Raw genomic sequence first — 26,049 nt, forward strand, 5'->3', positions numbered from 1 at the left:
AACAGAACACCCCCACCTCCCGTAGCGGCGGAGGTGAGCGCCGCGCTCGCCGATGTCGCAGCTGCGACCGGCGTTGGCGTCGAGTGGGAGCCTGGGGAACCCGCCAAGTCCCCTACCACACTCTTTGTAGCCGGGCATCGCATTGAGCTGCCGCGGTTATGGGGTGAGCGGCAAGAACTCCTGGGAACGCAAGGATTTGTGCCGACGGTCCCGCGTGCCGATGATCGGGACAAGCTGCTCTGGCGCATCTATCAGGAGGCGTCCGCTGATCCAACTCCCGATCGCTGGCCCAATCCTCCTCTTGACTTAGAGCTCGAGGAGAAGTTCCGCGCCGAGCTGCCGCTGCCGCCGGGTGAGGTGCGCGAAGCGGTCGCAGATGCACTCGTTGACCGCTTCTACAGTCGCAAACAGGCGCGCGTCCTGCTACCGCTGCAGGCGGTGCTGCCTGCGAACTACGCGCATAGCACTCGCACTCGTCAGCCCGCCCGATACAGAATGTTCAGCGGGATACTCCTCCCATTCCTGCTATGGGATGAGCCCAGGTCCGAATTTGACCGCGATCTCATGGACCGCGTCCTTAGGGTGATCGACGGAAATAGCGATCTCACGCGCCTTGACGAGCTCTTGTTGGACGTTGCGAGCGCAACCGCCGCAAATCCCGAGGCGGTCCCAAACGCCGAGTCGCTGCTGAACAAGTACGGGGCCGCGATCCGCGCCGACATGTCCGATGCCGGCGGTCCATTCTGCGCCCCGGCCCTTGCGCGCTTCAGGCGGGACCTGGACACCGTGCTGTCCACCGACCTGCCCCGGTCGGACAAGGTTGCCTGGTTGACCCTATTAATCAGCCTGCACATAGGGCTTTGGATGTACCGCGGAGCCTTGGTCAAGGGGGCACAACTCGACGCCGTTATCGCGGCTGCAGCTGATGTAGCCGCGCCGGAGGTTGAGGGTTGTCATGCGCACCGCGCTGGGTGCGACCCGACATCATTACGCGAATGCCCGATGGCCGGCGCGATCGAATTCCGCACGGGCACCGGGCGCTACGAACCAATCCGCCTCCGTGACGGCGCAAGGTCGAGCTATGCGAGCCTCGACCAGCGCTGGCTGCACTCGCTTCCCGCGACCCTCATAACCCTCAACCTCGCGACTCTTGCGTGGTCCGGGCTTCGTAACGCTGAGGCAACCACCATCCGCGACGTCACTCCGCTCGTATCACAGTTGCGAGTCGACGCTGAGTTCCGTAAAACATTCGACGCCGCATGCGCCGCAATCGCTGTCATCCACCATGCGGCACACCGCGGCCCTGCCGCGCTCCGTCACGAGCTCGCCGATGCCGGGCAGGTTGGCAGGCTTCGTCCAGGCGTCTACGCGCTCCGGGAAGACGTACTCCGTCTGCGTCGGCGTGATTTGCGCCACCAAAGCAGGGACATCCTCAATCAGCTGCTGTTCGTAGAAAACACGGGCGCAGGTTCGTTGATTAACCGCAACGGCAACATCGCGTACTACGAGATTGACGAACGGCTCCTTCAGCTGCTGGTGCGGCTGGTGTGTCGGGACGACCCCGTGCCCCTTGCCGAGTTCCTGCTTGGCCTCAAAGAATACGGCCTTGTGCCACAAAGCCCTCAAGAACGGAACCGCCTCGCCGATGCCCTGGAAAGGCTCGGCCTCCTTGTTCGCTATTCCGACGCTGGGGAGTCCGCGTATGTCCACTACCCGCACTGAATCCGCGCCGGGCATCGTCGACGCCGCAAAGTTAGTCGCGGCCGCGATGCTCGATGTCGCGGCCGCGACACCGCGCGTGCAACGCGTCTACTTGCCGAGTTTGTTCGGCCTTGAGCCCGCCGACGTCTTCTTAGCGCTAGAAGCCGAGTTCGACCCGACGCCCGCAGTGGAAATTGGTATCCCCGGAGGACACATCGGGCTTCTCGGTATTCCGACCGCAGGCGCGACCCTCATCCCATACCTCGTGACCCGCACCGACGGTACTGAAGGCAGCTCCCATAAGCCGAACTGCGGCTCAGCCGGTTTCGCTGCGAGGGTCCGCGACGAGGTTCAGTACGCGGCGAGTGAGCGTCCCGTGCTCCTGTTAGTGCTCGACCCCGAGCCGGTTGATACGGTCCTCACAGCCGCGAAAGATGCTCGCGAACTTCCCGAACTCGAATGGAGCGCCCTTGTTGAACGAGCGGTCTCCAACTTGCCTGCGGCGCCGCCAATTTCACAGTCCGTCGTCGCCGACTTCGTAAAGCGAGACGTGCCGCAGGACGCGGAACAACTTGCAGCGTTATTACGCCTGTTCCGGGAAAGCGGAACTGACACCCAACTTGGCGCACGCCTGTACGAGCTCGGGTGCTACCTGTCCGATCCGCAACTCGCCACCGACGATCCTCAGCGGCTCCGCCGGGGTGTCAATTGGCGCGCCAAGCTAGAACGCTGGAGCGCACCGGGGCAGGATCTTGCTCTGCAGCTCACCGCTGCCTACGGCGACGCGGAAGCGCCAGGCCGCAAGAAGATTCTCAACGCGGCGACTGCGTTCGGCATCGACTACAGCGCCTTCACGTTAAACGATCTCCCGGAGGCGCTCCCGAAGGATCGGCTGACCATCGCGAGGCCCGTCAATGTCCGTGGTGCCGTCGCTGTCGCCGGCGGCGACAGCGTCGCTCTGTGGCTTCCTGGGGGAGGCACGTTCGCAATCCTCTTGAAGGGCACGCCTTCTCCGGCCGATCACGCGACAATTACATGGAGGGGCGCCCAACCCGACGAAGCGGTGATTGACGCAGGTCGCCGAGAACTGCGCATACCCTGCGAGGCGAGTGGTGAGTGGGTCTTCGGCGTACTTGCTCTTGGACAAGGTGTGCCGCTGAGGCTAGCCGTGTTCACCGGTGAGGGGTCTTGGTTCCCCGCAGAGGCTTCGTTCGACGTTGACCCTCAAACCGGTTGCTTCCTCTATGAGGGCGAACCCGAAGTCGTGGCAGTGGACAGCAGCGGCACGATCGTCTTCGCCCCCGGTATCGAACCGGCCGGCACCGGGGTCGTCGTTGCGGGCGAGCCGATCCAATACGCCGCTGTATGGGGCTCTGAGAGCCACCCAATCTATTTACTCGACACCGGCCAGGTCGGAGCCGAAACACCCGGCGAGCCGGGGGAGCCGGGTGCTCAGGGTGTAGACGAGCCCGGCGACAGCGGCGACGGCGATGATCAGTCGAATTTCCCGGATGGTGGTGGGGATTCACAGACGCCTCTGCCAGGTACTGCGATCCCGGATCCGTTACCGAGTGTTCCTCACGCCAAGCTCGAAGTTGCGAGGCGCCAACTGGATGCCGACCTGAGCGCCGTGAAGTTCGGTGTCGCTGACGGCCGCGGATTCATAAGCAACATGGGCGGCCCCTCGCCGAAGCTTTCGCCACAACGGCTATCGATCGGCGGAGTGACCGTCAATGGACTTGACCTGGAAAGGCAGATCCTCGCGTTGCCCCAAGCGACTGCATACACTGCCGGGTTTGAAGAGGGCCAGTTGCAGCTGGAACCGGACTCGCTGCTTGAGCGCCTCGCGCTCGACGACTTAGGCGAGGCCGAGCTTGAGGCGTTCTGGTCCGCTAGGCGCGATATGTTTCAAGCGCTGCAACCTCATGGCAGTGCTCACGCAATAGCAGCAGGTGTGGCGCGTGACGAGGCATCAAGGTACGTCAAGGCGTACGCGCAGTTGCTGGAGCGCGCCGCTTTAGGTGGCCCCTTCCGTGCCGAGTACGAAAGACTGATCTTGTGCGACGTCATCACCGACGTCGCCAGCGGAGAGCTACTGTTGGCTCCTACGAACCCAGTCACCATCGCGTTCTTGCAGCGCTTTGATGACCAGGTCACATCGTGGTTGCCAAAAGCCGTAGAGGTTCTTGACGCTGACCTGAAGTCATGCTCAATCCGTCACCTGCTCCCAACCTTCGCGCTACGGGAGAATTGGTACGAATCGGTAGGCGGCGTCCCAATGCTTTGGCGACGTTACCGCAAGCTGCCGTCTGCGGCTCTGGGGACCGACCACGATTCGGGTTACATAACCCGCCGGTTGCATCATTTCCTCGAGGTGTTCCCGGAATATCGAGATGACCGGCAGGTGTTGGCGGTATCTTTCATTGAGCCAGGGGACGGCGGAGCTGTGCTTACCGCGTTGCGGAGGTTCTATGAGCCTCTTGCCCGTGTGGCGGGACCGGGCCGAACTGCCTCGCCGCTTCCGAGCATCGACCTGACCGTTGTCGCTAGCAATCGGCCCGAGAAGCTCGAACGGGCGATGTTCGCGATTGACGAGCTTGTGGACGCTGTACTGCGCGACCGGGTGTCACTGACCGTTGCGGAGCCCGGTGAGCAGCGGCCAGACTTCGCCCACCTCACTTTCATCTTCCGCAGTCCATTGCGAAGGCAGCCCGCCACGCTCAATTTCTCGGCGCGCGCCTCGACACTCTTCGTCGGTGGTCTCGCATCCGCCCCCGGTCGCCAGACAACTCCGGGGCGCAACGAGACTCAGTTTTCGTGGGGTACCTTCCCGGGGCGCTCACCAAAACAGGGCGATTCGCTAGAAGGGCTTGTTCACGCATGTCTGGAAGTGGTTGGCGGTATGCCGCGCGAGCAGATCGTTCCGAACTCCACGCGGATGCCGAGCACACGCGTGTCAACAGGTTTCCTCACTGAGATTTACACCCGCAGTGTCTGGGTCGTACACCTCGACCGGCTGCTTGGGCTCGAGGCCTTCGCGGCAAGCGGGGCAGGCGAGAATCAGCGCTACCTAATCGACTACGAAGACCGGGCGGAGGCTGGCCAGCCTGGGCTCGACGCGATTACGGCCACAGAGCGCGTCGACCCTTACCATCTGGCACTTCGGAAGGTGCTGCGCGAGATCGGCAATCCTCGACGGTCCGCGCTAGACCGGATTCTCTCGCACTTGAACAGTGTCAATGGCAAATGGGCCCTCGACCTGCTCGGCGCGGACCCTTCGCGTATCCGGGAACGGGTCGGCATTGTCGCAGGGATTGCAGCCGTTGCTGATCTTGACGGTGCATTTACCCCGAAAGAAGAATCTGTCACCGTCATGCTCGCGCTCGATGAGGTCCTCGATGCGCTGCCGACTGATGGACGCACGAGGCCGCTCGGGCGGCACTGTGACGACCTTCTTGTCCTAACGATGCCGCTAACCGGCGGGACAACGCCAGTAGCCGACGGGCCGGTCAGGATTAGCGGCCGGTTACTGGAGGTGAAGTACCGGAGCGTCAGCGATCCAGAGCTGCCGGCGCTCGCACGACCGCAGTTGGAAGCAGCCCGGGAGTGGCTGGCATCCAAATTCAACAGCGACGGTCCGTCACGCCTTTTTCGGGCACGTGACCTCGCGGAGTTGATTCGTGGAGGGATTGCCCGCGGCGAGGCTTTCGGTCTGATACCCGAGGTCGCATCGGGCCCAGTCATCGATGCTGTCGAGGCCAGACTCGAGCAGGTGTCGCAGGGAGAGTTTCATTTAGACCTTTCGTTCGACGTTGAGGCACGCCGCTTCCACGGCGAGTTCATCTCGGTTGAAGCGGACAGCGGGTTCGCCGCTCACCGGCAGGTGTTGCCTGGGACGGGTCAACCGCTCAGCTGGTTAAGGCTTGGCAGACCCGTGCTGGAGGCGCTCGCGGCCGGTGCCCCGGTACCGGGGCCAGCGACATTTAAACCAGCAACGGTTCCGTCGATCGTGCCTCCGGAAGGGCCCGCCCCGTCCGGCCATGGTGGCCCGGCCGGCGCACCAGACACCCCTGTGGACTCAGGCGGTGCCACGCCTGCCGCCGGGGATTCGTCACCAAGCCCCGACGCGCCGCTACCTGACCAGCCGGAAGTGCGCGTTCCCGCCGGGCGCCGGGACCCTGCTAGGGATGCCGAAACTCAACGCGTTGCATCCGAACTCACCGAGGCGGCGGCAAAATACGGCCTCAACGTTGAGCCATTCGACCCGGCCCTGGCAGAAGTCGGTCCAAGCATCATCCGGCTGCGCACGCGCCTTCTCGGTCGGCAGACGCTTTCTGGGTTGCAGTCGCGGGCAGACGATCTCGGTCGTGAGGTGGGTGTCGCCGAAGGGTTGCTCATCGACCAGGAGCCGTACTACGTCACCGTGGATGTTCCTCGGGCAGAACGCGAAACCGTCAGGTACAGCGACTATGCGCATCTCCTGGACGGCCCTGCAGAACCAGGCGCCCTGAACTTCTTGCTCGGTGTCGCCCCGAGCGGGGAGGTTCGGATAGCAGATCTCGCGAGGCTGCCACACCTGCTGGTGGCTGGCGCGACCGGCAGCGGAAAAAGTGTGCTCCTTAGGGCTTTGGTTTCGAGCCTCGTGCGGGCCCGAAATCCCCAGGGATTGCAACTACTTGTGTGCGATCCGCAAACCGTCAACTACGAGCCGTTCGAAGGCGGGATGCACCTGGTCGAAGGCCGTATCATCACCGACCCTCTAGAGATGGTCGGACAGCTGAACGACACGTTGGCTCGGGAGCTGGACCGCAGACGCGCGACGTTGCGTGCAGCCCGCGTGACCAGCGCACTCGAATTTTATGAAGAGGGCGGGGTGCCGGAAGAACTCCGACAGATGGTGATCATCATCGACGAATTCGCAGACCTTACCGACGCACTGCAACGGGACGCACGAGCCGCATTCATGCAAAACGTGAAGCGTTTCGCCCAGATGACTCGAGCACTTGGCATCTACCTCGTACTCGCAACCCAGAGGCCGAGTGTCCAGATCATAACGGGCGATATCAAAGCCAACCTGACAGCGCGTGTGGCGCTTAGAGTGCAGGCGTCTCAGGACTCAATAACCATCATTGGGCGCGGTGGGGCAGAGTCGCTCCGCGATAAAGGTGACCTGCTGTTTGACCATGGCGGGAGACTTGAACACTTGCAGGGGTTCCTATGTACGCCGCTTGACGCGGTGGCAGAGGTTGGCCGTTGGCAAGCCGGTTGATTACCGCGTCCGGCGTGTCCTAGACCGCTGGACGGCGAGGTGTCATTGGGGCATGCCAGGATCGATGGTGATGAACTCCGACTCCCTGCCGCCACTGCCAGGCGATGTTCTCTCCTCCTTCGAGGAGCGGGCGGTCTTCGACCGCGTCCATGAACTACTTGAGTTCACCTACCGAAGTAAGGAGCCATGCGAACGGACCCGGCCTTCTAGGGCAGCCGCAGAGGGCGATTCGGGACAGCAGGCCAAACTCGTGAAGGGGAAAGCATCTGCGGGGCAAGCAAATCGGGTTCTGCGGAGGATAGGCCTAATCGCGAAGAATGCCCAGGGCGGGCAAGAGAACCGACCGGGCGGATCAACCGCCGACAGGTTGTACCAAAATCTGGACAAACATGGCCAGCGAATATGCCGCGAATCGAAACCTTCGTGTGACGCATGTGTGCTGATCTCGTTCTGCAAGACGGGGAGGTTGGCCGCCCGGCGAGACGCTCGTCCCGTTGCCGTGGAATTGTTCTCTGGCGCTGGGGGTCTCGGTACCGGCTTCGCGAAAGAAGGCTTTCGGATCGCACTAGCGATCGAGTCTGAGAAGCGGGCCGCTCAGACCTATCGCCTCAACCACCCGGGGACGGTGGTCCTCGAAGCTGATGTTCGGACGATCAGTGGCCGCGCGGTGCGCGCTCTCGTCCCCTCGGCGGGTAAGCCCACCGCCGTCATCGCAGGGCCGCCATGCCAGGGCTACAGCGCGGCCGGCAAACGTCAACCTGGCGATGAGAAAAACGCACTATTTTGCGAGGTGACACGATTAGCTCGCGAGTTAAATGCTCGCTTCGTGGCGATCGAGAACGTGCCGGGCATGCGCGGCGTGAGTGGGGTTCAATTTACGACCGCAGTCATCGATGAGCTTCGCCTCGCGGGATACGCTGGCGAGGAATACCTTCTGCGTGCATGCGATTTCGGTGTCCCGCAACTCCGGCGTCGCATCGTGTTCCTAGCGCAGCAAGCCACTAGAGGTGATGCGCCGAGCGCACCAGAACCCACACACTGCCCCGAATGGGCGGGCGTAAATTGCGCTGTCCATCCACAACCTTGCGACTTGCCGCAGACGCTAAGCGTTATAGAGGCTCTTGCCGACCTGCCCTTATTCGGTTGTGGAGAGTACGCCGAATGCCGTGAAGTAGGCGGGCGGACCGTTACCAATGCGAGCACAATGGCTCACTCGGACAAAGTTCTAAAGAAGATTTCGCTCATCGAACCGGGCACAGGGCCGATCTCTTATCGGAGACTCCACAAAGACCTCGCCCGCACGATCGTTGCCGGCCACAGGGCCCTACCGGTCCATCCGACGCTCGACCGCACCATTAGTGTTCGTGAGGCGGCCCGCATTCAGGGATTCGAGGACTCGTATACGTTCAGCGGTCCGCGCGCGGCGCAACCACTACAGGTCGCCAACGCCGTGCCACCACCGATGGCCGCCGCAATCGCCAGGCGGCTACTCGCAATCCTCTAAGTTCGCGAACAATCCGATGCTCGCATGGGAGCAGAACCCGACGTCGCTCGGAAGATTTGGCAATGTAGGACTCAGCCACTTTAATGCGGCCCTGTTCTGACACGCTGAAGGCACTAACGCGCCACCTGAGTTGAGCCGCGTCAATGCACGTCGTGACGTTTGATCGATCGGCAGTGCAGACCCGCACGAGCCGAGCCCTGCATCGGGACCGGAACCGATGATTCAACCGCGACGAGTTGCGTCTGACTTCGCGTGCCCCCCGGGAGGGGTTAATCACCATCCCCTGCGGAGCCGCCGCGCTTGACCGCCCGGAGCAGGCGGGCGATCGCGGCGTCCATGCCCTCGCGGGTAGCCCACCCAGCCCCAACCGCAGCTTGACTCCAGGTGCCGCCGGCGAGAACAAATCTCGCCGCATGCGCGAGTCGGTCCCCGCTGGCACGCTCAGGCACGGTGGCGAGCGCGGCGAGTATCCGATGCGCGCGAACGCGACGAGCGTATGCCTCCTCCCACTCGGCCATGGCATGAGTACTTGTCGGCTCCCGGCCCTCCGCAGCGGCGTCCCAAGCAGGCCCATCTTTCACAATCAGCGGATTCGTTGCGCGGTTGCTGGGGCTTTCCGTGATCAACGCGGTGATTACCTGCTCGAAGGCGAGGACGATCCAAAGGTACTTCTTGCCTTCGAGTTTGCGCTGCAGCGACATATAGATGATGCGGCCAGTGCGCACAGCGGTCTCAACAGTGATCACCTCCCAGCACTCAGGGCGAAAGTCGGTCAGATACTCCAGTGGGATCCCACGTTCTTCGAAGCGAGCTTTTGCGTGCGGTATCTCCAAACTGAGGCCGACCAAGTCTTTCAGCTGCTCGCGTGCTTTATCGAACAACTGCGCAGGGCCATACTCGGTGTGAAATCTGACAGTGCGAACTTTGGTCATAGCTCGACCAGCGTGCCAGCCGCCTCCGACAGTTCTGCTCACCGCGACGGCGTGGCGGGTCCGACCGAGGCGCCGATGGGTACGACACCCACAGATGCCACCGCGACACGACCAAGCCCGCTATTTAGTACACACATCCACGTCCGCCATCATCAAAACAAGCAGATCAGCGACCGGCGGCCACACCAGTCAGCGAAAAGTGGCCCAAGTTGAGTGACACGCAGAAGGCTCCGCGCGCCAGAATGGGTCCGTGAAGGCGAGGGGCAGTGATGGCAGACCTTCTGGCAGCGTGCGTGTGCGCCGACCAGAGTCCGCGTTGAATTCCTATGCGAGCACGCCCGGCGTCAGGGCGCGAATGCAGGTGCAGAAAACGCGTGACACTAAGCCAGAGATGGCGATCCGTCGACTGTTGCACGCGTCGGGTCTCCGTTATCGGGTGGACCGCGCGCCTCTCAAAGGCCTTCGGCGTCGGGCAGACATTGTGTTCGGTCGCGCAAAGGTAGCGGTCTATGTCGACGGATGCTTCTGGCATGGCTGCCCCGACCACGGGCGGCCAAGGACCGTCGCAAATCCGGAGTACTGGGCGGCGAAGATGGAACGGAACAGAGCCCGCGACGCCGATACAGACCGGCGGCTCATCGACGCAGGGTGGGCGGTCGTGAGGGTGTGGGAACACCAACCTCCTGGCGAGGTTGCCGCTCAAGTCGAAGCCGTTGTCCGACTTCGGAGTTCGGCCTGAAGGCTTTCGACGCCACATCCGTGGCTTCAGGACCGCGTCCCAGTCGTCGTCGGATTCATCCACGTTCAGACCTCGGCGGCGCTAAAAGCGTCGACCGCGTGGCATCCCGCACGGCCTGAGCCCTAGTCCTTGCGGTGAATCCAAAGCCGCCGACCGCGTTCGCCCGGGGTATGCACAGCGGTAATCGCCAACAATCCGCGATCGGCGAGTTGATACAGTTTCCGCCGAGCTGTGGTCTCGGAGACGTCGAAGTAGGTAGCAGCGTACTGCACCGTGAACCGCGGCCCTTCGTAGAGGACGTCACCCGCCGGTGATGTGATAGTGCCGTTCAGCTCCGGTGAATCATCCAACAGAGATAGGACATTTTCCGCGTTTAGCTGCGGGGCCTTTTCCACCTTAGGCCGACCAAAAATGGCGTCGAGGACTACGTCCCTCGCCTCAGATTGTTCCATCGGACCATTCTTCCCTAAGGGACTGCTTTCGCCTCGTGCAAGCGGCGCAGATCTGGAAGCTGCGCCGGCCCAGGTGCTGAAATTTTCATCGCACCGAGCTTTGATCAACGGCTAGATACCGGTAAGGGTCGCCCGGCTGGCCCCCGAGATACGGCGATCGCCTTACCTGTGTGGCCGTCACCCTGCATCCTCTTGCGGTCAGGATGTGCTCAGCGTTAGCGACCTTACTAGACCGCCCGAACTTGGGTGCCGTTACTGTGCGAGTCGCCCGCTTCGAGGCGGTCGAGTCCATGCCGCATCTCGGTTCGCCGACCAGGTTCCGTTTCTAAACATCTGGGACCAAGCGCACGGTCGACTGCAAGCGCCAGATCTGCGCAGGTCGCCGAGTCCGATTTCCTAGTGTCACAAGGCGAGTCCGACTTCTGAGGATCTGACATCGAATTAAATGTCGCACCGCGGTGGTTCTGTATGACCATGAGCACCGCCGCGTACCTCCGGGTGTCTACCGGGCAGCAGTCCGTCGATCAGCAGCACGACGTGATCGCCGCCGCAGGAATCGCGCCCGACCGGACCTTCAGCGACACCTCCTCCGGGCGTGCTGGCAGCGACCGACCGGGCTGGCGCGAGTGCATGGGCTGGCTCCGCGAAGGCGATTGTCTCGTCGTCGTCGCCGTCGACCGACTCGGACGGTCTGTTCGGGAAGTCGCAACTGCACTGCACGAGCTGACCAGCCGCGGTGTCCACGTACGGTCGTTGCGCGAAGGGGTGGACACAAGCACCCCCACGGGGCGTGCCGTTACGAGCATCATGGCCACCATCGCGGAGCTGGAACTCGAACTCGGCAAGGAGCGCCGCGCCGCGTCCCGCGAGGCTCGGCTCGCCCGTGGCTTGGCCGCCACCAAGCCCATGAAACTTGATGCTGCCCAGCAGAAGCGACTCCTCCGCCTATACCAACAGGGTGAACCGGTAAGTGAGTTGACCTCCATGTTCGGCATCAGTCGGAGCACGGTGTTCAGGACCCTGAAGATCTTGAAGAAGCAGGACGTAGTGGTGCAGGCGGTCTAGCAACCACAGCACGGTGCACCGGCAGCACGTTCAGGAGCCGAAAGGTCGGTTACAAGCTCTGCTCTTTGCTGTGCTTGAAAGCATCCTCAAGGGCTTCAAGGCAGGCGCTGGCAGTGCCGATTTCTTGCTTGGTTGGGTGCCGGTCTCAGGGCTCCTTATGGATCCGCTGTGTTAGCGGGCGAGCTCGACGATCTCACCTCTGATCGTCCAGCGTGGACCGATCGGTTCAGCGCGGAGTAACTCGCCGGCAACGCACAGGTGGTCCGCGGGGTCCCACCTGACGCCCTCGCCGTACGGGGCGACGAGCTGCGGCACGACGCCGAGCACGGCCCGGCTTTGATCAAGTAGCAGCTCCTCGATCTCGACGGGATCTACCCGAAGTGCCCTCGCGATCCGGGCCACGACCTCCGGCAGCGCCGCCGTGTCGGTGTGGGCCTGGAAAGCGCAGACCACCCCGTCAAAGATCCCCTTCACCAGATTGCCCAAGACCGGCTGACTCCCGCGCGGCGGCCGGACCTGAACTTTGACCGCGAATGGCGTCTCGGGCGCACGCGGCGACCCGTCCACCTCGACCTGGCGACCGCGCAGCGCTAGCCACACTTGCGCCAGCTTCACGTCATCGGCGAACGCCCCGAGGTCGGTCCAGTCGAACGACGCCAACGTCCGCCCCTGCTGCCAGTCGGCGAAGGCGCCGGACTGCGGCGCGAGCGCGTAGCGATAGCCGAACCGGTACTCAGCACCATCGGGAGCCGCAGGTACGGCGGCGCCGAGCTCGAAGCGGGTCCCGTTGCGGCCGGCGACTGCAAACGAGCCGATGTTGTAGAGCACGAGATTCTCGACGTCGGCGTTCGGGAGCTTGTCGCCGAAAAACGTGGCGTGCAGCACCATCCCAGCTGGCGGTTCGAGCTGTCGGCAGCGGCTGCGGATCTCGGTCCGTAGGCGCTCTTGCCAGGCGGGTCGGCACTCGAAGCGGATGTAGTCATCGGCCCAAGCCTCGACTATGGCACTGTCCGGGGCCGGTCCGTGAATTTCGCAGCGGCCGTCGGCCGCCGAGGGCGCCACCGCCTGCTCGGCCTGCTTAGGTGAAGTGCGTTGTCCGGCATCGCTAGCCGGGTGGCAGACCCGGCACGGCGGGATCGGCTGCCCCACCTGGTTGATCGCCGGTCGGCGATTATTTGACGATCATTGCGGACGTTTGGGCAGGTGTCGGCGAAGGCACTGACCGGCCCAGCGAAAAGCCCAGTTAATCGGGTCCCACTCGGAAATTCCTCGCGCGCCCGGACCGGCACCGACGTCCGTACTTGCATTTGAGACGAGTTTTCCTAGGGCTGTGATCCGGTATGGTTCACGCGTGAATACGGCGCCGTGGGTTTCCTTGCGGGCTGACGTTCGCCTCGTTCCAACATGCTGTCGACACGGGCGAGACCCGGAACTTTGGCTTCTCTGGGGGAAGGTGCCCGGGGCAGCAGCCGGTACACGCGGAGAACTCGGCTAACCCGGCACAGTCGGGTTCATATTCGGCCGATCCCCGCCCCAGGTTCGCCGGGTTCTCCGGGTGTCCCGGGTTCATGGAGATCGATGTCGCACCATCCGGCGGCTTCGTGTAAGAAACGGGCGCGGCCGATTCCGTGACGCCTCAAAGCGCGATGCGCCTTCCGGAACGCTTGCGTGGCATGGTTTGGGCACCGGCGTAGGCATCACCGAGCACCTCAAACCGCATTGGAGGTGCAGGTCACGCGAGCGCCCTGACACTTTGATTCACCACCCCCGCGTCCGGGTGACCAGCGCCAGATTAGATCGCAGCGGAGTAGCGCGGCGGCAGCGGTCCCGCGGAGTTCGTCAGCCCCTCTTGGGCAACGCGCCGTAGGACGGCAGCCGTGAGAAGGCCCACCCCGGCCTCTCCTATCGCCATCGGATGTACGCCCGGTAGCTTGACCGGCGATCACAGTATCGCGGTGGTGGCGCGTGCCTTCGCCAATGCCCGTTGGACCCGATCGGTTAGACCAGTGGTGGAGTTCGCCATGGCTCCCGGGAGGCCAGGGTCTGTGTCTGTTTCGATGACTCCGGCGCGGTACTCCTCACCGCTATCGGCCGTTTGCTGGCCGGCAGTGGCGAAGGTGGCCATTATTTCAGCGCGGAGCGCGTTAAAGCTGTTGTCGGTGTCGCATGTGGCGATAGGTTCCTGGGCAGGAGAAAGGGCTTTGTCGAACTCGGCGGCTTTCTTAATTAACCCGGTGCACCCGGAGGACTCGGTTAACTCGGCGCTGTGGGTTTTCGGTTCGCCGGATTTATGCTCCAAGTTCGCCGGATTTATCCGGTTCCTTGCTGCGGTATCGGGAATCGTTCGGCCTATGCGCAACCTGTCCCACGCCGTCCGAAGCGCGGATAGTGGGTACCCCCGACGACCCTTGCCGCCGGGTCGCACCGAAGTTGTGTTGGTGGACTGGTTGAGCATGCGTCCAAGCCGCGTCTCCGTGAGACGTTTGCCGTAAGGGCTATCGTCGCCCCAGTACCCCGGGTTGTGGGCCACGAGCAGGTTAACCAAGTCCAGGGTCGGCATGAAGTCCCTGCCGGCGGGCCAGACCGCATGAAGGTCAGTCAGCAACACCATGCCGGGCGGCTGCTTCTTCAGCCCAGCCTCGCGCACGGCGGCATCCTCCGCCATCCCGTTCTCGATCAGCTCGTCGGAGATCCCCGGTCAACGCCCGCAGGCCGCCACGGCAACCCGCTTGATCGGGCGCCATTTCTCCTTGGCGCGACCGACGCATCCAGCTGGAAGATCGACGACCATACCTTTGACCTTCTCGCGGGCGCTGGCGGCCCACTCGGCGATCTCGTCCTGCAGCGCGTCGGCCTCGTTTTCGAGGTATTCCCAGTCAGAGTCCTCCACGGTGCCGTCGAGGTCGGGCATCAGCAAGACGCGGATCATGCGTGAACGGGTATCTTCCGCGAGGTTCGGGTCGTTACCCGCCAAAGCGGCAGGTGCGAAGGTCGGCATTTCGACCACCTCCCAGCCGCCGCCCTTCACCGGCACGTTGACCGGGCGACTCGCACCGCGCCGGTATCCGGTGTTGATGATGGCCACCAAGTCCCCAACCCCGGGCTTGTCGGGACTTAACGTTCGGTGGACCTCGTCGAGCAGGACTGTTCGAATGCCGTTGTTGAGCATGCGCGGGAGCAACGCCGGGGATGACATGGAGGCAATCAGAACCGGGTCGTGACACAAGCGCTTGAAGTGATCGAGAACCGTCGTCTTGCCTGCACCCGGCATCAACGAGTCGAGTTGCAGGCGCGGGCTGGTGTGGCACTCCTCGGCCAGGTGCGTGTGCACCGTCCATAGCGCCAGCAAGTGATAGTCGTGATCGAAGGTCACCCTTATGAACCGCCGATACCACGCCTCGACCTTGTCAAGCACCGCAGCGCCGTCGATGCTGCCGTATGGCGGCGCTTCCCGTTTAGCCGAGACTGCGTCGGCCTCACCAGAGCCTGTCGAATCCGGGCAGCCGGTCACGTAGTTGCGGTCGGTGGTGCTTGTGGTTAAGTTGGCCGCCTCCGCGCCGAGGCAGTCTGCATGTTCATCACGCGAAGCCTGCTCCCCTAAAACCTCGGCCAGATGGGTCCGCGCGGTCACAGAACTCCGCCTTCCGCGTGACACGTGATCCTGGAAGTTGCACTCCGCCACCTTCCTCGTGCACCATTTCGCCGCGAGGACCAGCGACCATTACCGTCGCCGACCGTAAAGCCGAGCCTCGACAAGTTAATCGCGAGCCGGTCGGCGTAGCCGGGGTGTATGCGCCAGACCTCGAAGGCCGCGTCCCAGCGCCGGGCCCACGATGGCAATGCATTGATCGCGGCCACCGCGCGCTCGCTGCGCGCGCCATATATCGGGCTGACCAGCACATCGTCGAAGTACTCGCCAATGTGCTCGAACAAAACGTCGAAGTCTTCACTACGTTTGTCTGCTCGCTGACACTGGCGTTCCCGGAGTCGAGACCCCGGCGGTGCCCCAGGGCTAGTCATCCGTGCGGGTGTGTAGGGAGTCGGTAATCCACTGATCCACGTCGGCCCACCTGTAGAGGACGCGCCTCCGCCCGGCGCGCACGAAGTTGGGTCCGTCACCCCGGTACCGCATCTGAGCGAGGCTCGCGGGCGTTGTGTGCAAGGCTTTCGCCACCTCCGCGGGGGTAGCGAGCTCTGAGATCATGCAGAGCCTCCGATCAAGCTTCTGGGTTTCTAGAAGGTTGATATCTTGATACTCCTGATCGGTGGGTCCTGTCAACTCTCCAGATTTCTAGTAGGCTGAACTCGTGGACGAGAAGGTTCAGAGACCGGACACAATTGACCGGCGTCTGGCCACTGTTATCGGGAAGAACGCCCGTCGGATTAGGGCAAACGCAGGATTGAAACTCGACCAAGTGAGCATCGCGGCGCGGAACCGCGGCCTCAGCTGGTCGGAAGCGCGCGTCGCAGATTTCGAATCTGGACGTGTTGCCCCGAACCTGGCAACCCTAGTCGCGGTCGTCCTTGCGTTGCAGGATGTGGGCTGCGCCGACGCCACATTCCCCAAGTTGTTGCAGCCGGTCTCGGGCGAGCCGATCCAGATCAACGATTCGCTGGCGCTATGGAACGAACAGGTGATCAAGCTGCTCAGCGGGCAGCCGGCCGGGAAGCCGGACCCCTTTGGGCACAAGCGGAAGGGGGTTCCCAGAACATTCACGGAGCTAGAGCCTGACGAAGCGGTAATCACGGCGCGCTTGCCCTTCTACAGCCCCGGCATTCTGAATGCGGTCATCAAGGCGTCTGGCGCATCGGAGGAGCGGACCAAAAAGGCTCTTGGTATTTCTTCGATGCTGCTAGCCCACTTGTCCGCGGCGTTGTGGAAGCGGACCTTCTCGCAGGAACGCGACCGCAGAGCGGGCCCAGGGGCGAACGCCCAGAAGCGCGGCCAAGTCAGCCGTGAGCTGCGGAAAGAGCTCCAGGCTGCGATAGAGGCGGCGGCTCGTGGCCACGATAAGTAGTTACGACACTGCACACGGAAAGCGCTATCGCGTCCGGTACCGCACGCCCGACCGCAGGCAGACCGACAAGCGCGGTTTCAGGACCAAGCGGGACGCCGAGCAATTCGCCGCCACCGTGGAAGTGGCCAAGCTGCGCGGGGAGTACATCTCACCGACGCTGGGTCGCATCACCATACGGGAACTCGGCCCGGCGTGGCTGGAGCGCCGCCAGGGTCACATGAAGCCGTCTGGCTTCCGGTCGTACGAAAGCGCCTGGCGGGTCCACGTCGAGCCAACCTGGGGACGCAGCCGGGTGTCCGAGATCCGCTTCACCGCGGTGCAGGCATGGGTCTCGCAACTCGCTACAAACCGAGGTCCGGTCGTTGTGCAGACGGCCTACTCGGTACTGGCACGGATACTCGACGACGCGGTACAAGACCGCCTGCTGGCGTCGAACCCCGCCCGCGGCGTGAAGCTGCCCAAGCGCCCCCCACGGCGCAACGTGTACCTGACCGCAGGCCAGCTAAACAGGCTTGCCGACGAATCGGGGCGCTACCGCTCGCTTGTGCTGCTCCTGGGAGTGGGAGGACTGCGCTGGGGCGAGGCGGCGGCGCTACGGGTTGGCGACGTCAACTTTTTGCGCCGACGCATCGACCTGCACCGCAACGCCGTGCAGGTGGGCACCAAGATTGTGGTCGGCACCCTGAAATCGAATGAGAACCGGGCTGTGGTCTTGCCCGAGTTCGTGATCGAAGCACTAGCGGAGGCCGCCGCGGGCAAGGGCCGCGACGATCTGTTCTGGCCGACGCCGTCCGGCCGCTACATGGGGCCGCCCGCGTCAAAGGACTCCTGGCTATCCGGCGCGGTCGCACGGTGCCGAAAGGCCGATCCCACGTTTCCGCGCGTGACGGCTCACGCCCTGCGGCACACGGCGGCGTCGCTCGCGATCAGTGCCGGGGCGAATCCGAAGGTGGTGCAACGGATGTTGGGGCACGCCAGCGCGGCGATGACCCTGGACGTCTACGCCGATTTGTTCGACTCAGATCTCTCATCTGTTGCAGAGAGTGTGGGCAAACTGTGGGCAAGAACGTCGCAACCGCACGATCGTTCGACGGCGAAAACGCCTCTACCAGCACCGACCGGAACCGAAAGTGGGAGCCCCCTGTCAGGATTGAACTGACGACCGCTCGCTTACAAGGCGAGTGCTCTACCACTGAGCTAAGGAGGCGGGGTAAAACCGGACCCAGCCTAATCGGTCACTGGTCGCTGTCGATCACGCGTGCTGAGCGCACCGGACGCGACGAGGGACGCCGCCGTCCCGGCAGTGGGATCCGGTCGGCGATATTGCTCAGCGGGTTGACCACCATGGTGAGCGCGATGACGGCGTCTTGCAGGGTGGCGATGGCGGGCTCGAGCGCCTCCATCCCGGGCGTCAGCCTGGCCAGGGTGTCGGCGACGTCGGCGAGCTGATCCAGCGGTCCGTTCTTCGCCGTCAGCTTGTCGACCAGGCCGCCGTCGCTGAGCAGCCGGTCGGCCAGCCCGTTCTCGGCCAGCAGCCGCTCGATCAACCCCTCTTCGGCGACCAGCTGATCGGCCAGCCCGCCGGGCTGCAGCGTGCGATGCAGGGCGCCGCCCTCGGCGGTCAACCGGTCGAGCAGACCGCCCTCCGACGTCAGCATGTCGACCACCCCGCCCGGGCGCAGCAGGCGATCGATCGGGCCGTCCGGGGCCACCGCCCGGCCCAGCGGGGCGTCGTCGTCGAGCAGCCTGGCCAGCCGATTGGCCCGGACGATCGCGTCGTCGATCCCCAGCATGGACGTCATCGCGTTGGTGCCGCCGGTCCCGCCGTCACCGAGTGCTCGCTTCGCCACGCCGACGGCCGCGCTCGCGACGGTCAAACTCGCGTCCGCGGCGGCCAGCCCCACCCGGGCGGGCGCGGTCGCGGCCGACACGATGTTTTTGGCGAGGTTCATTCCACGAGTCTATTCACGACTCGGGCCGGCTAGCCCTGTACGTCCCAAGGCAATGCGATGATTCCTGGCAGACTACTATCAGACGGTTGGCACTGAGCTTTCAGGAAGTGCACAACCATCACATAGCAAACGTTCAAGTAAGGGACAGAAGCATCTGATGACAGCGGCAACCCCCAACGAAACGAAACCCGAGGCTCGCGTCCTCGTGGTCGACGACGAAGCCAACATCGTCGAGCTGCTCTCGGTGAGTCTGAAATTCCAGGGGTTCGAGGTCTATACGGCAACCAACGGCGCCCAAGCCCTGGATCGGGCGCGCGAGGCGCGTCCCGACGCGGTGATCCTCGACGTGATGATGCCGGGCATGGACGGCTTCGGGGTGCTGCGGCGGCTGCGCGCCGACGGCATCGAGGCGCCGGCATTGTTTCTGACCGCCCGGGATTCCTTGCAGGACAAGATCGCCGGCCTGACGCTCGGCGGCGACGACTATGTGACGAAGCCGTTCAGCCTCGAAGAGGTCGTTGCCCGGTTGCGGGTCATCCTTCGCCGCGCGGGCAAGGGCGGGGCCGAACCGCGCAGCGCGCGGCTCACCTTCGCCGACATCGAGCTCGACGAAGAAACCCACGAAGTGTGGAAGGCCGGTCAGCCGGTCTCGCTGTCGCCGACCGAATTCACCCTGCTGCGTTACTTTGTCATCAACGCGGGCACGGTGTTGAGCAAGCCGAAGATCCTCGACCACGTGTGGCGTTACGACTTCGGAGGTGACGTCAATGTCGTCGAGTCCTACGTGTCGTATCTCCGCCGCAAGATCGACACCGGGGAGACGCGACTGCTGCACACGCTGCGCGGGGTGGGCTATGTATTGCGGGAACCGCGCTGAGCCACAGAGCGGCCAGCGGTGGTAGCGGAGAAGTAGACAGATGGTCACCAAGCCTCGGCGTGGAGTGCCCCTCCGGTTAGGGCTCGTTGCCGCCACCCTGGCCCTGGTCGCCTGCGGCCTCGCGGTTTCGGGTATCGCGGTGACGTCGATCCTGCGGCACAGCCTGGTCAGCCGCATCGACTCCACCCTGCTCGACGCGTCCCGCGGCTGGGCGCAGGCCCCGCGGCGGGAGTCGCCGCCGCCCTACGAGGGGCCCGACCCGGGCCGGCCGCCGTCGAAGTTCTACGTGCGCGGCGTCAGCACAGACGGGACCCCGTTCACCGCCATCAACGACCGCAACGCCGAACCGGCGTTACCGGCCGACAACGACGTGGGCCCCAACCCCACGACGCTGCCCTCGGTGAACGGCTCGGACATTCAATGGCGGGCCGTCTCGGTGCACGGCCCGCACGGGCTGACCACCGTTGCGATCGACCTGTCCGACCTTCAGCACACGGTCAGCTCGCTGGTCTGGTTGCAGATGGGCATCGGGGTGGTGGTGCTGGCCGTGGTCGGAATCGCGAGTTTCGCGGTGGTACAGCGCAGCCTGCGCCCGCTCACCGAGGTCGAGCACACCGCCGCGGACATCGCCGCGGGCCAGCTGGATCGCCGTGTGCCGGAACGAGATCCGCGGACCGAGGTGGGCCGGCTGTCGCTGGCGCTCAACGGGATGCTCGCGCAGATCCAGGAAGCGCTGGCGTCCTCGGAGTCCTCGGCCGAAACGGCCCGCAGTTCCGAGGACCGGATGCGGCGCTTCATCACCGACGCCAGCCACGAACTGCGCACCCCGCTGACGACCATCCGCGGCTTCGCGGAACTGTATCGGCAGGGCGCCGCCCGTGACGTCGCGATGCTGTTGTCGCGGATCGAAAGCGAGGCCTCCCGGATGGGCCTGCTGGTCGACGACCTGCTGCTGCTGGCCCGCCTCGATGTGCAACGACCGCTCGAACACCATCGGGTGGACCTGCTGGCGCTGGCCAGCGATGCGGTGCACGACGGGCAGGCGATGGACCCCAAACGCACCATCACCCTGGAGGTCCTCGACGGTCCCGGCACCCCGGAGGTGCTCGGCGACGAACCGCGCATCCGGCAGGTGTTGAGCAACCTCATCGCCAACGCCTTGCAGCACACCCCGGAAACCGCCGCCGTCACCGTGCGGGTCGGGACCGACGGCGACGACGCGGTGCTCGAAGTGGCGGACCAGGGTCCCGGCATGAACCAGCAGGACGCGTCGCGGGTGTTCGAGCGGTTCTACCGCACCGACTCGTCGCGGGCCCGGGCCAGCGGCGGCACCGGGCTGGGGCTATCCATCGTCGAGTCGTTGGTCCGGGCACACGGCGGCGTCGTCAGCGTGACCACCGCGCCCGGCGACGGATGCAGCTTCCGGGTGACGCTGCCGCGCATCAGTGACGTGCCCGCGCACGAGCCGGTTCACGCCAACTGAGCCAGCGCCGCCTTGATCTTCGCCTGGGCCTCGTCCAGCGATTCCGCCGACGGGTTGCGGTCGACGTTGGCGAAGCCGAAGTCGCTGAGGCTGCGCGTGGGGAAGACGTGCACGTGCAGGTGAGGCACCTCCAGCCCGGCGATGATCACGCCGGACCGCTCGGTTCTGAAAGCCTTGCACACCGCCTTGCCGATCAACTGGCTCACGCCCATGACCCGGGCGAAGCCCGGACCGTCGACGTCCTGCCAGTTGTCGATCTCGGCGCGCGGCACAACGAGCGTGTGCCCCTGCGTCATCGGCTCGATCGTCAGGAACGCGACGACGTCGTCGTCCTCGTAGACGAAACGGCCGGGGAGTTCACGGTTGATGATCTTGGTGAAGATCGACGCCATGGGCCCAGCATATGTGCGGCGATCACACGGCCCCGCTCAGCCCTCCTGGCCGAACTTCATCATGTCGAGGTTCCAGTATCCGCGCATGTTGGTGATCAGACCGGCGTCGTTGACCTTGTAGGTGAACACCCCGCGCACCGAGCTGGTGAGGCCGCCTTCGAACTTGCTGTCGAGCACCAGGATGTGGGCGATCTCGTACGGCGAACTCGACGGGAAGGTTTCCTCGCAGGTGATGGAGAGCTGGTTGGCGGCGATGTTGGTGTCGAAGAAGGCGCCGACGGCCTCCTTGCCGCGGACGCCGCTGCCGTCGGGGTTGGTGACGGACTTGCCGATCGGGTCCTCGATGACGACGTCGTCGGACATCAGCGCCAGCCAGCCCTCCCGGTCGTGCGCTTGCACGCACCGCCACGACGACTGCGACGCGGCCAGGGCCGGGGATGCCTGGGATTCTTGAGCTTTCGCGGTTTCGGTCATTTCTCTTCTCCTGTCACTAGATAGCGCACGCGGCGCGCGCGCCTTCCTCGGTGGCTTTGCGGATCAGGCCGAGCCCGGTGCAGTCGCCGGCGGCGTGCACCTCGGCGCCGGGCAGAGCGCCGGCGAGGGCGTCGAACAGGGTGGTGTCGGGCTCGACCGTGCCGGCCAGCACGACGCTGTCCGCGGCCAGCCGCCGTGTGATCCCCCCGTCGGGGGTGAACATGACCGCATCGACGGTGATGCGTTCGGTGGCCGCGCGGACGTGCACGGTGACGCCGAGGCGGTCGAGACGGTCCATGTGTTCGGTCTTGCGCTTGTTGCCCACTTCTGGAGCGATGTCTCTGCCGGCCTCGAGTATGGTCACCCACCGGCCCCGGCCGGCAAGGAATTCCGCCAGTTCGAGGGCGACCAGGTCGCCGCCGATAATGACGACCCGGCGGCCCAACGGCATCCAGACCCGGCTGGCGTACCGGATCGCGGCGGGCCGCACCAGCCGCTGTCGCCAGCCCGACAGTGCCGAGGCGCCGACGCGCTGCCAGGCGGGAGCGCCGGATTGCGCACGGCCACCGAGCAATTCGCGTAGTCCGGGCCCGGTGAGCACGTGCGCGTGATCCGCGCCGGGAATCGGTGGCACCGCGACGCGGCCGCCGGTGGCCACCACCACCGCGTCGGGTGCGGCCGCGACGACGTCGTGCACCGACGCCGTGTGGCCCAGCCGAACGTCGGTGGTGCCGGCCTTGAGCTCGTCGCACAGGTAGCGCAGAAACGGCTGGTTCTCCGGATGCAGCACCGACGCCCAGCGCAGCGCCCCGCCCAGTGCGGCGCTGCGCTCGAAAAGCGTGACGCGGTGGCCGCGTTCGGCGGCGACGCGGGCGGCCTCCAGCCCTGCCGGTCCGCCGCCGATCACCACCACACGCTTGGTGCGGGCGGCGCGGGCGGCGGACAGTTGTCGTTCCTTGCCGGTGCGCGGATTGACCGCGCAGTCCACCGAGAAGCGCTGTTCCATTGCGTCGATGCAGTTTTCGCAGGAGATGCACTTGCGGACCCGGTACGCCTGTCCGGACAGAACTTTGCGGGGCAGGTCCGGGTCGGCCAGCAGCGGACGCCCCATGGCGATGAAATCGGCACGGCCGTCGGCCAGGATCTGTTCGGCGCGGGCCGGGTCGTGGATGCGGCCGACGGCGATCACCGGCACGTCGACCACCTGCTTGACGGCGGCCGCCGCGCCGACGTTGAGTTCGTCGCCGTCGTCGGCGCCGTTGACCATGCCGGTGACCAGCCGATCGATGACGCCGCCGCTGACGTGGAACGCGTCGACGCCCGCGGCGACGAGTTGGGGTGCCAGCAGGGCGGTTTCGTAGATGGCCCGGCCGCCGGCGACGCGTTCGTACCCGGAGATGCGCAGCGTGATCGGCAGGGCGTCGCCGACCTCGCAGCGGATCGCGGCCAGCGCCTCGAGCACCAACCGTACCCGGCCGCGCGCCGAGTCGCCGCGATAGTCGTCGGTGCGCCGATTGCGTTGCGGGGCAAGGAATGAGCCCAGCAGCATGTAGCCGTGCGCGGCGTGCAGCTCGATGCCGTCGTAGCCGGCCTCGACGGCACGCCGGGCCGCGGCCTTGAACAGATCGAGCACCTCGGCGAGCTGCTGTGTGCTGATCTCGGCCGACGGGCGCCCGGTGAGATAGGACGGAATCACCGACGGGCCCAGCGAGGTGGCCCCGAAGATCTCGGGCCCCAGGCCGTCGGGCCCGGCGTGCACGATCTGGGGCTGGATCTTGGCGCCGTGCTCGTGCACCACCTCCACCAGCGCCCGGTGCGCACCCACCGCGTCGTCGGTGCCCAGATGCAAACCACCGGGAGTCTCGGGGTGATGGTGGTCAATCCCGGTGGCGCCCAACGTGATCAGCCCGACCCCGCCACGGGCGCGCGCCGCGAAGTAGTCGCGGGTGCGCTCCGACGGCAGCCCGTCCGGTGTGCCGTACATCGTCTCCATCGGAGACATGACCACGCGGTTGCGCACCGTCATGGCGCCGATTCGTCCCGGCGCCATGAGGTGGCCGAAGCCGGTCACCGAATGGACGCGGCCGATGACCGGTGGTTTACCGGTCGGCGTCGGTGAACCGGATGACGCCGCGAATGTTCTTGCCGTCCAGCATGTCCTGGTAGCCGTCGTTGATCTGTTCCAGCTTGTACTGGCGGGTGATCATGTCGTCCAGGTTCAGCTTGCCGGCCTTGTACATCGACAGCAGCTGCGGGATGTCGTATTGCGGGTTGCCGCCACCGAAGATGGTGCCCTGCAGGTTCTTCTGCATCAGGGTCAGCATCGCCAGGTTCAGGTTGACGTTGGTGTCCAGCAGGCTGCCGATGGCGGTCAGCACGCAGGTGCCGCCCTTTTGGGTGATGTTCAGGTAGTTGTCCACGTCGGCGCCGTGCAGCTCGCCCACGGTGACCACGACCTTGTGGGCCATCAGGCCGTAGGTGACCTCGGCCATGCCCGCCATCGCGGCCATGATGTCGGGGTAGACGTGGGTGGCGCCGAACTTCAGCGCCTGGTCGCGCTTCCACTCAACAGGGTCGATCGCGAAGATGTAGCGCGCGCCGGCGTTGACGGCTCCCTGCAGCGCCGCCATGCCGACGCCGCCGACGCCGACGATGGCGACGTCCTGGCCGGGCCGGATGTCAGCGGTGCGGACCGACGAACCGTAGCCGGTGGTGACGCCGCAGCCGACCAGCGCGGCGACCTCGAACGGGACCGACGGGTCGATCTTCACCACCGAGCTGCGGTGCACGACCATGTAGGGCGAGAACGTGCCCAGCAGCGTCATGGGGTACACGTTCTGGCCGCGAGCCTGGATGCGGAAGGTGCCGTCGGAGACCGCCGCGCCGCCCAGCAGGCCGGCGCCAAGGTCGCACAGGTTGCGCATGCCGGCCTGACAGGTCGGGCACTGCCCACAGGAGGGGATGAACGACAGCACGACGTGGTCACCGGGGGCGATGTCTTCCACGCCGGGACCGACCTCGGTGACGATGCCCGCGCCCTCGTGACCGCCGAGCACCGGGAAACCGGCCATCGGAATACCGCCGGTGACCAGGTGATGGTCGGAGTGGCACATGCCCGCCGCTTCCATCTGGATCTTGACCTCATGCGCTTGCGGGTCGCCGATCTCGATTTCCTCGATGGACCAGGGCTGGTTGAACTCCCAGATCAGTGCGCCTTTTGTCTTCACGATGGTCCTGACCCCATTTCGCCTTTGAATTGATCAGAGCTGACCGGCCCCTTCATGCCGGCCAGCTAGGTGACAGGTGCCACAGGCACCCTTGTCGCGTCAGCATAGCGCGTGCAACAAATCAAATGCTTGGTTGGCTCCGCGGCGATCGCAAGCGCGGCGGAGCCGGGCGCAGCGGCCCGCCATTGGACCCGTCACCAGATGGGGACCGGGGCTTGGCCAAGCGGGTAGTAGCCGGGCAGCTTTTCGCCGGCGATGCTGCGTTCGATCCGCTTCTGCATGCCCTCGCTCAGGTCGCCGGACTCGATGAGCTTGCCGAACATGTACGCGACGTGACCGAAGTCGAAGAAGTCGCGCTGCCACTCGATCTGCTGGTCGCTGTTCAGGCGGAACCAGCTGCCGCCGATGCCGTAGATCTCGTCCTGGGTGCCGTCGCCCTTGTTGACGATCTGCTTCCAGAAGCCGACGATCTCGCCCTGCTTCTCGTCGATGAGCACCTTCTGGTACTCGTACACCCAGTTCTCCAGACCTTCCATTTCGAGGCCGAGGGCGACGTCGCGGATCTCGTCGACGCCCACGCACATCACGTCTTCCTTGGGGCCGATGTTCCAGCCGTAGGTGGCGTCCTGGGTGTAGAAATCCGCCAATGGCCGCCAGTCACCGGCCTTTTCGCAGTCCTTGTTGGCCTGCAGCCAGCGGTCGACCCATGCCTCGAGGTCTGCACGCGAGTGTGACGCCATTGTCAGTCTTCCTTTTCTTTGATGAATAGTGCTTGCGTTGGGCACATATCGACCGCGCGCTCGACTTCGTCGCGGGCGTCTTCGGGCGGTTCGGGGTCGAGGATTTCGACCTTGCCCCGCTTGGGCACCCGGAAGTAGTCCGGCGCCTCCAGTTCGCACATCGCATGGCCCTGACACAAATCCAGATCCGCTTCGATTCTGAAGCCGCCCATCGGACTTACTCC

Annotated in this window: 22 protein-coding genes and 1 tRNA gene; 9 read left to right on the plus strand and 14 right to left on the minus strand. The window is 64.8% G+C overall.

Annotation, left to right across the window (positions count from 1 at the left end; translation table 11 throughout):
• Nucleotides 1-33: 33 nt before the first annotated feature.
• From A5688_RS06615 to A5688_RS26720, 3 genes are all read left to right on the plus strand, one after another.
• The gene (locus A5688_RS06615; protein ID WP_067910821.1) at nt 34-1,722 is read left to right on the plus strand and encodes a hypothetical protein; all 1,689 of its coding nucleotides are present in this window, start codon (nt 34-36) and stop codon (nt 1,720-1,722) included.
• Nucleotides 1,703-6,970 (plus strand): FtsK/SpoIIIE domain-containing protein, encoded by a 5,268-nt coding sequence (locus A5688_RS06620; RefSeq protein WP_067910818.1) that lies wholly within the window; start codon nt 1,703-1,705, stop codon nt 6,968-6,970. The genes A5688_RS06615 and A5688_RS06620 overlap by 20 nt, the downstream gene beginning before the upstream one ends.
• Nucleotides 6,971-7,406: 436 nt before the next feature.
• Entirely contained in the window at nt 7,407-8,474 is a 1,068-nt protein-coding gene (locus A5688_RS26720) for a DNA cytosine methyltransferase (RefSeq protein WP_165607456.1), read from the plus strand.
• 269 nt (nt 8,475-8,743) lie between these two features.
• Here the strand turns inward: A5688_RS26720 and A5688_RS06630 are convergent, their stop codons facing one another.
• Entirely contained in the window at nt 8,744-9,406 is a 663-nt protein-coding gene (locus A5688_RS06630) for a hypothetical protein (RefSeq protein ID WP_067910811.1), read from the minus strand.
• Between the two features lie 355 nt (nt 9,407-9,761).
• Between A5688_RS06630 and A5688_RS26725 the strand changes: the two genes are divergently transcribed.
• Nucleotides 9,762-10,145, plus strand: a complete 384-nt coding sequence (locus A5688_RS26725) for a very short patch repair endonuclease (protein ID WP_082955097.1) — start codon at nt 9,762-9,764, stop codon at nt 10,143-10,145.
• 122 nt (nt 10,146-10,267) lie between these two features.
• Here A5688_RS26725 and A5688_RS06635 read toward each other — a convergent pair whose 3' ends face one another.
• A complete protein-coding gene (locus tag A5688_RS06635) occupies nt 10,268-10,597 on the minus strand; it encodes a hypothetical protein (RefSeq protein WP_067910808.1) in 330 nt (109 codons plus the stop codon).
• 468 nt (nt 10,598-11,065) lie between these two features.
• Here A5688_RS06635 and A5688_RS06640 point away from each other — a divergent pair, with 468 nt between their 5' ends.
• The gene (locus A5688_RS06640; protein ID WP_067910805.1) at nt 11,066-11,662 is read left to right on the plus strand and encodes a recombinase family protein; all 597 of its coding nucleotides are present in this window, start codon (nt 11,066-11,068) and stop codon (nt 11,660-11,662) included.
• A gap of 171 nt (nt 11,663-11,833) precedes the next feature.
• Here A5688_RS06640 and A5688_RS06645 read toward each other — a convergent pair whose 3' ends face one another.
• The 4 genes from A5688_RS06645 to A5688_RS27540 all read right to left on the minus strand — a co-directional run bounded on the left by A5688_RS06645 (nt 11,834) and on the right by A5688_RS27540 (nt 15,595).
• Complete coding sequence (locus A5688_RS06645; protein ID WP_067910802.1) at nt 11,834-12,550, minus strand: hypothetical protein; 717 nt, start codon at nt 12,548-12,550, stop codon at nt 11,834-11,836.
• A gap of 1,054 nt (nt 12,551-13,604) precedes the next feature.
• Nucleotides 13,605-14,327 (minus strand): DUF3631 domain-containing protein, encoded by a 723-nt coding sequence (locus tag A5688_RS28515; protein ID WP_067910799.1) that lies wholly within the window; start codon nt 14,325-14,327, stop codon nt 13,605-13,607.
• Between the two features lie 33 nt (nt 14,328-14,360).
• A complete protein-coding gene (locus tag A5688_RS28520; protein ID WP_131812140.1) occupies nt 14,361-15,293 on the minus strand; it encodes a DUF3631 domain-containing protein in 933 nt (310 codons plus the stop codon).
• Complete coding sequence (locus A5688_RS27540) at nt 15,290-15,595, minus strand: hypothetical protein (RefSeq protein WP_131812139.1); 306 nt, start codon at nt 15,593-15,595, stop codon at nt 15,290-15,292. Before A5688_RS27540 ends, A5688_RS28520 begins: the two co-directional genes overlap by 4 nt.
• Before the next feature lie 374 nt (nt 15,596-15,969).
• Between A5688_RS27540 and A5688_RS06665 the strand changes: the two genes are divergently transcribed.
• A complete protein-coding gene (locus A5688_RS06665; protein WP_068268100.1) occupies nt 15,970-16,680 on the plus strand; it encodes a helix-turn-helix transcriptional regulator in 711 nt (236 codons plus the stop codon).
• Nucleotides 16,664-17,839 carry a site-specific integrase gene (locus tag A5688_RS26730; RefSeq protein ID WP_082955096.1) on the plus strand — a complete coding sequence of 392 codons (1,176 nt, stop codon included), beginning with the start codon at nt 16,664-16,666 and terminating at the stop codon, nt 17,837-17,839. The genes A5688_RS06665 and A5688_RS26730 overlap by 17 nt, the downstream gene beginning before the upstream one ends.
• Here A5688_RS26730 and A5688_RS06670 read toward each other — a convergent pair.
• Both A5688_RS06670 and A5688_RS06675 read right to left on the minus strand, forming a co-directional pair.
• Nucleotides 17,816-17,887: transfer RNA gene (locus A5688_RS06670), tRNA-Thr, on the minus strand. The genes A5688_RS26730 and A5688_RS06670 overlap by 24 nt on opposite strands.
• 28 nt (nt 17,888-17,915) lie before the next feature.
• Nucleotides 17,916-18,632 carry a hypothetical protein gene (locus tag A5688_RS06675; RefSeq protein ID WP_067829569.1) on the minus strand — a complete coding sequence of 239 codons (717 nt, stop codon included), beginning with the start codon at nt 18,630-18,632 and terminating at the stop codon, nt 17,916-17,918.
• 157 nt (nt 18,633-18,789) lie between these two features.
• On the opposite strand from A5688_RS06675, the gene phoP reads away from it, so the two are divergent.
• Nucleotides 18,790-19,509 (plus strand): two-component system response regulator PhoP, encoded by a 720-nt coding sequence (phoP, locus tag A5688_RS06680; RefSeq protein ID WP_067829563.1) that lies wholly within the window; start codon nt 18,790-18,792, stop codon nt 19,507-19,509.
• 40 nt (nt 19,510-19,549) lie between these two features.
• Nucleotides 19,550-20,992: a sensor histidine kinase gene (locus A5688_RS06685; protein ID WP_067829558.1), complete on the plus strand. Its 1,443-nt coding sequence runs from the start codon at nt 19,550-19,552 to the stop codon at nt 20,990-20,992.
• On the opposite strand, the gene A5688_RS06690 is transcribed toward A5688_RS06685, so the two are convergent.
• The 6 genes from A5688_RS06690 to A5688_RS06715 all read right to left on the minus strand — a co-directional run bounded on the left by A5688_RS06690 (nt 20,980) and on the right by A5688_RS06715 (nt 26,037).
• Nucleotides 20,980-21,384, minus strand: coding sequence for an HIT family protein (locus A5688_RS06690; RefSeq protein WP_067829553.1), 405 nt, complete (start codon nt 21,382-21,384; stop codon nt 20,980-20,982). The two genes, A5688_RS06685 and A5688_RS06690, sit on opposite strands and share 13 nt — an antisense overlap.
• Nucleotides 21,385-21,420: 36 nt before the next feature.
• Nucleotides 21,421-21,858 (minus strand): ketosteroid isomerase family protein, encoded by a 438-nt coding sequence (locus A5688_RS06695; protein WP_067910790.1) that lies wholly within the window; start codon nt 21,856-21,858, stop codon nt 21,421-21,423.
• Between the two features lie 16 nt (nt 21,859-21,874).
• Nucleotides 21,875-23,929 carry an FAD-dependent oxidoreductase gene (locus tag A5688_RS06700; RefSeq protein WP_067910787.1) on the minus strand — a complete coding sequence of 685 codons (2,055 nt, stop codon included), beginning with the start codon at nt 23,927-23,929 and terminating at the stop codon, nt 21,875-21,877.
• Between the two features lie 28 nt (nt 23,930-23,957).
• Nucleotides 23,958-25,085 (minus strand): NDMA-dependent alcohol dehydrogenase, encoded by a 1,128-nt coding sequence (locus A5688_RS06705; RefSeq protein WP_067829541.1) that lies wholly within the window; start codon nt 25,083-25,085, stop codon nt 23,958-23,960.
• A 194-nt stretch (nt 25,086-25,279) separates the two neighbouring features.
• A complete protein-coding gene (locus A5688_RS06710; RefSeq protein ID WP_067910783.1) occupies nt 25,280-25,825 on the minus strand; it encodes a hypothetical protein in 546 nt (181 codons plus the stop codon).
• Nucleotides 25,826-25,827: 2 nt separating this feature from the next.
• Nucleotides 25,828-26,037 (minus strand): ferredoxin, encoded by a 210-nt coding sequence (locus A5688_RS06715; protein ID WP_067829533.1) that lies wholly within the window; start codon nt 26,035-26,037, stop codon nt 25,828-25,830.
• Nucleotides 26,038-26,049: the final 12 nt, after the last annotated feature.

This window comes from Mycobacterium mantenii (assembly GCF_001667865.1).
Lineage (GTDB): Bacteria > Actinomycetota > Actinomycetes > Mycobacteriales > Mycobacteriaceae > Mycobacterium > Mycobacterium mantenii_A.

What these genes read in the sequence shown, in the direction of transcription:
- A5688_RS06620 (WP_067910818.1), top strand. Translation starts at nt 1,703, where the DNA reads ATGTCCACTACCCGCACTGAATCCGCGCCGGGCATCGTCGACGCCGCA.
- A5688_RS06630 (WP_067910811.1), bottom strand. Translation starts at nt 9,406, where the DNA reads ATGACCAAAGTTCGCACTGTCAGATTTCACACCGAGTATGGCCCTGCG.
- A5688_RS26725 (WP_082955097.1), top strand. Translation starts at nt 9,762, where the DNA reads ATGCAGGTGCAGAAAACGCGTGACACTAAGCCAGAGATGGCGATCCGT.
- A5688_RS06635 (WP_067910808.1), bottom strand. Translation starts at nt 10,597, where the DNA reads ATGGAACAATCTGAGGCGAGGGACGTAGTCCTCGACGCCATTTTTGGT.
- A5688_RS06640 (WP_067910805.1), top strand. Translation starts at nt 11,066, where the DNA reads ATGACCATGAGCACCGCCGCGTACCTCCGGGTGTCTACCGGGCAGCAG.
- A5688_RS06645 (WP_067910802.1), bottom strand. Translation starts at nt 12,550, where the DNA reads ATGGTGCTGCACGCCACGTTTTTCGGCGACAAGCTCCCGAACGCCGAC.
- A5688_RS28515 (WP_067910799.1), bottom strand. Translation starts at nt 14,327, where the DNA reads ATGGCGGAGGATGCCGCCGTGCGCGAGGCTGGGCTGAAGAAGCAGCCG.
- A5688_RS06675 (WP_067829569.1), bottom strand. Translation starts at nt 18,632, where the DNA reads ATGAACCTCGCCAAAAACATCGTGTCGGCCGCGACCGCGCCCGCCCGG.
- phoP (WP_067829563.1), top strand. Translation starts at nt 18,790, where the DNA reads ATGACAGCGGCAACCCCCAACGAAACGAAACCCGAGGCTCGCGTCCTC.
- A5688_RS06685 (WP_067829558.1), top strand. Translation starts at nt 19,550, where the DNA reads ATGGTCACCAAGCCTCGGCGTGGAGTGCCCCTCCGGTTAGGGCTCGTT.
- A5688_RS06690 (WP_067829553.1), bottom strand. Translation starts at nt 21,384, where the DNA reads ATGGCGTCGATCTTCACCAAGATCATCAACCGTGAACTCCCCGGCCGT.
- A5688_RS06695 (WP_067910790.1), bottom strand. Translation starts at nt 21,858, where the DNA reads ATGACCGAAACCGCGAAAGCTCAAGAATCCCAGGCATCCCCGGCCCTG.
- A5688_RS06710 (WP_067910783.1), bottom strand. Translation starts at nt 25,825, where the DNA reads ATGGCGTCACACTCGCGTGCAGACCTCGAGGCATGGGTCGACCGCTGG.
- A5688_RS06715 (WP_067829533.1), bottom strand. Translation starts at nt 26,037, where the DNA reads ATGGGCGGCTTCAGAATCGAAGCGGATCTGGATTTGTGTCAGGGCCAT.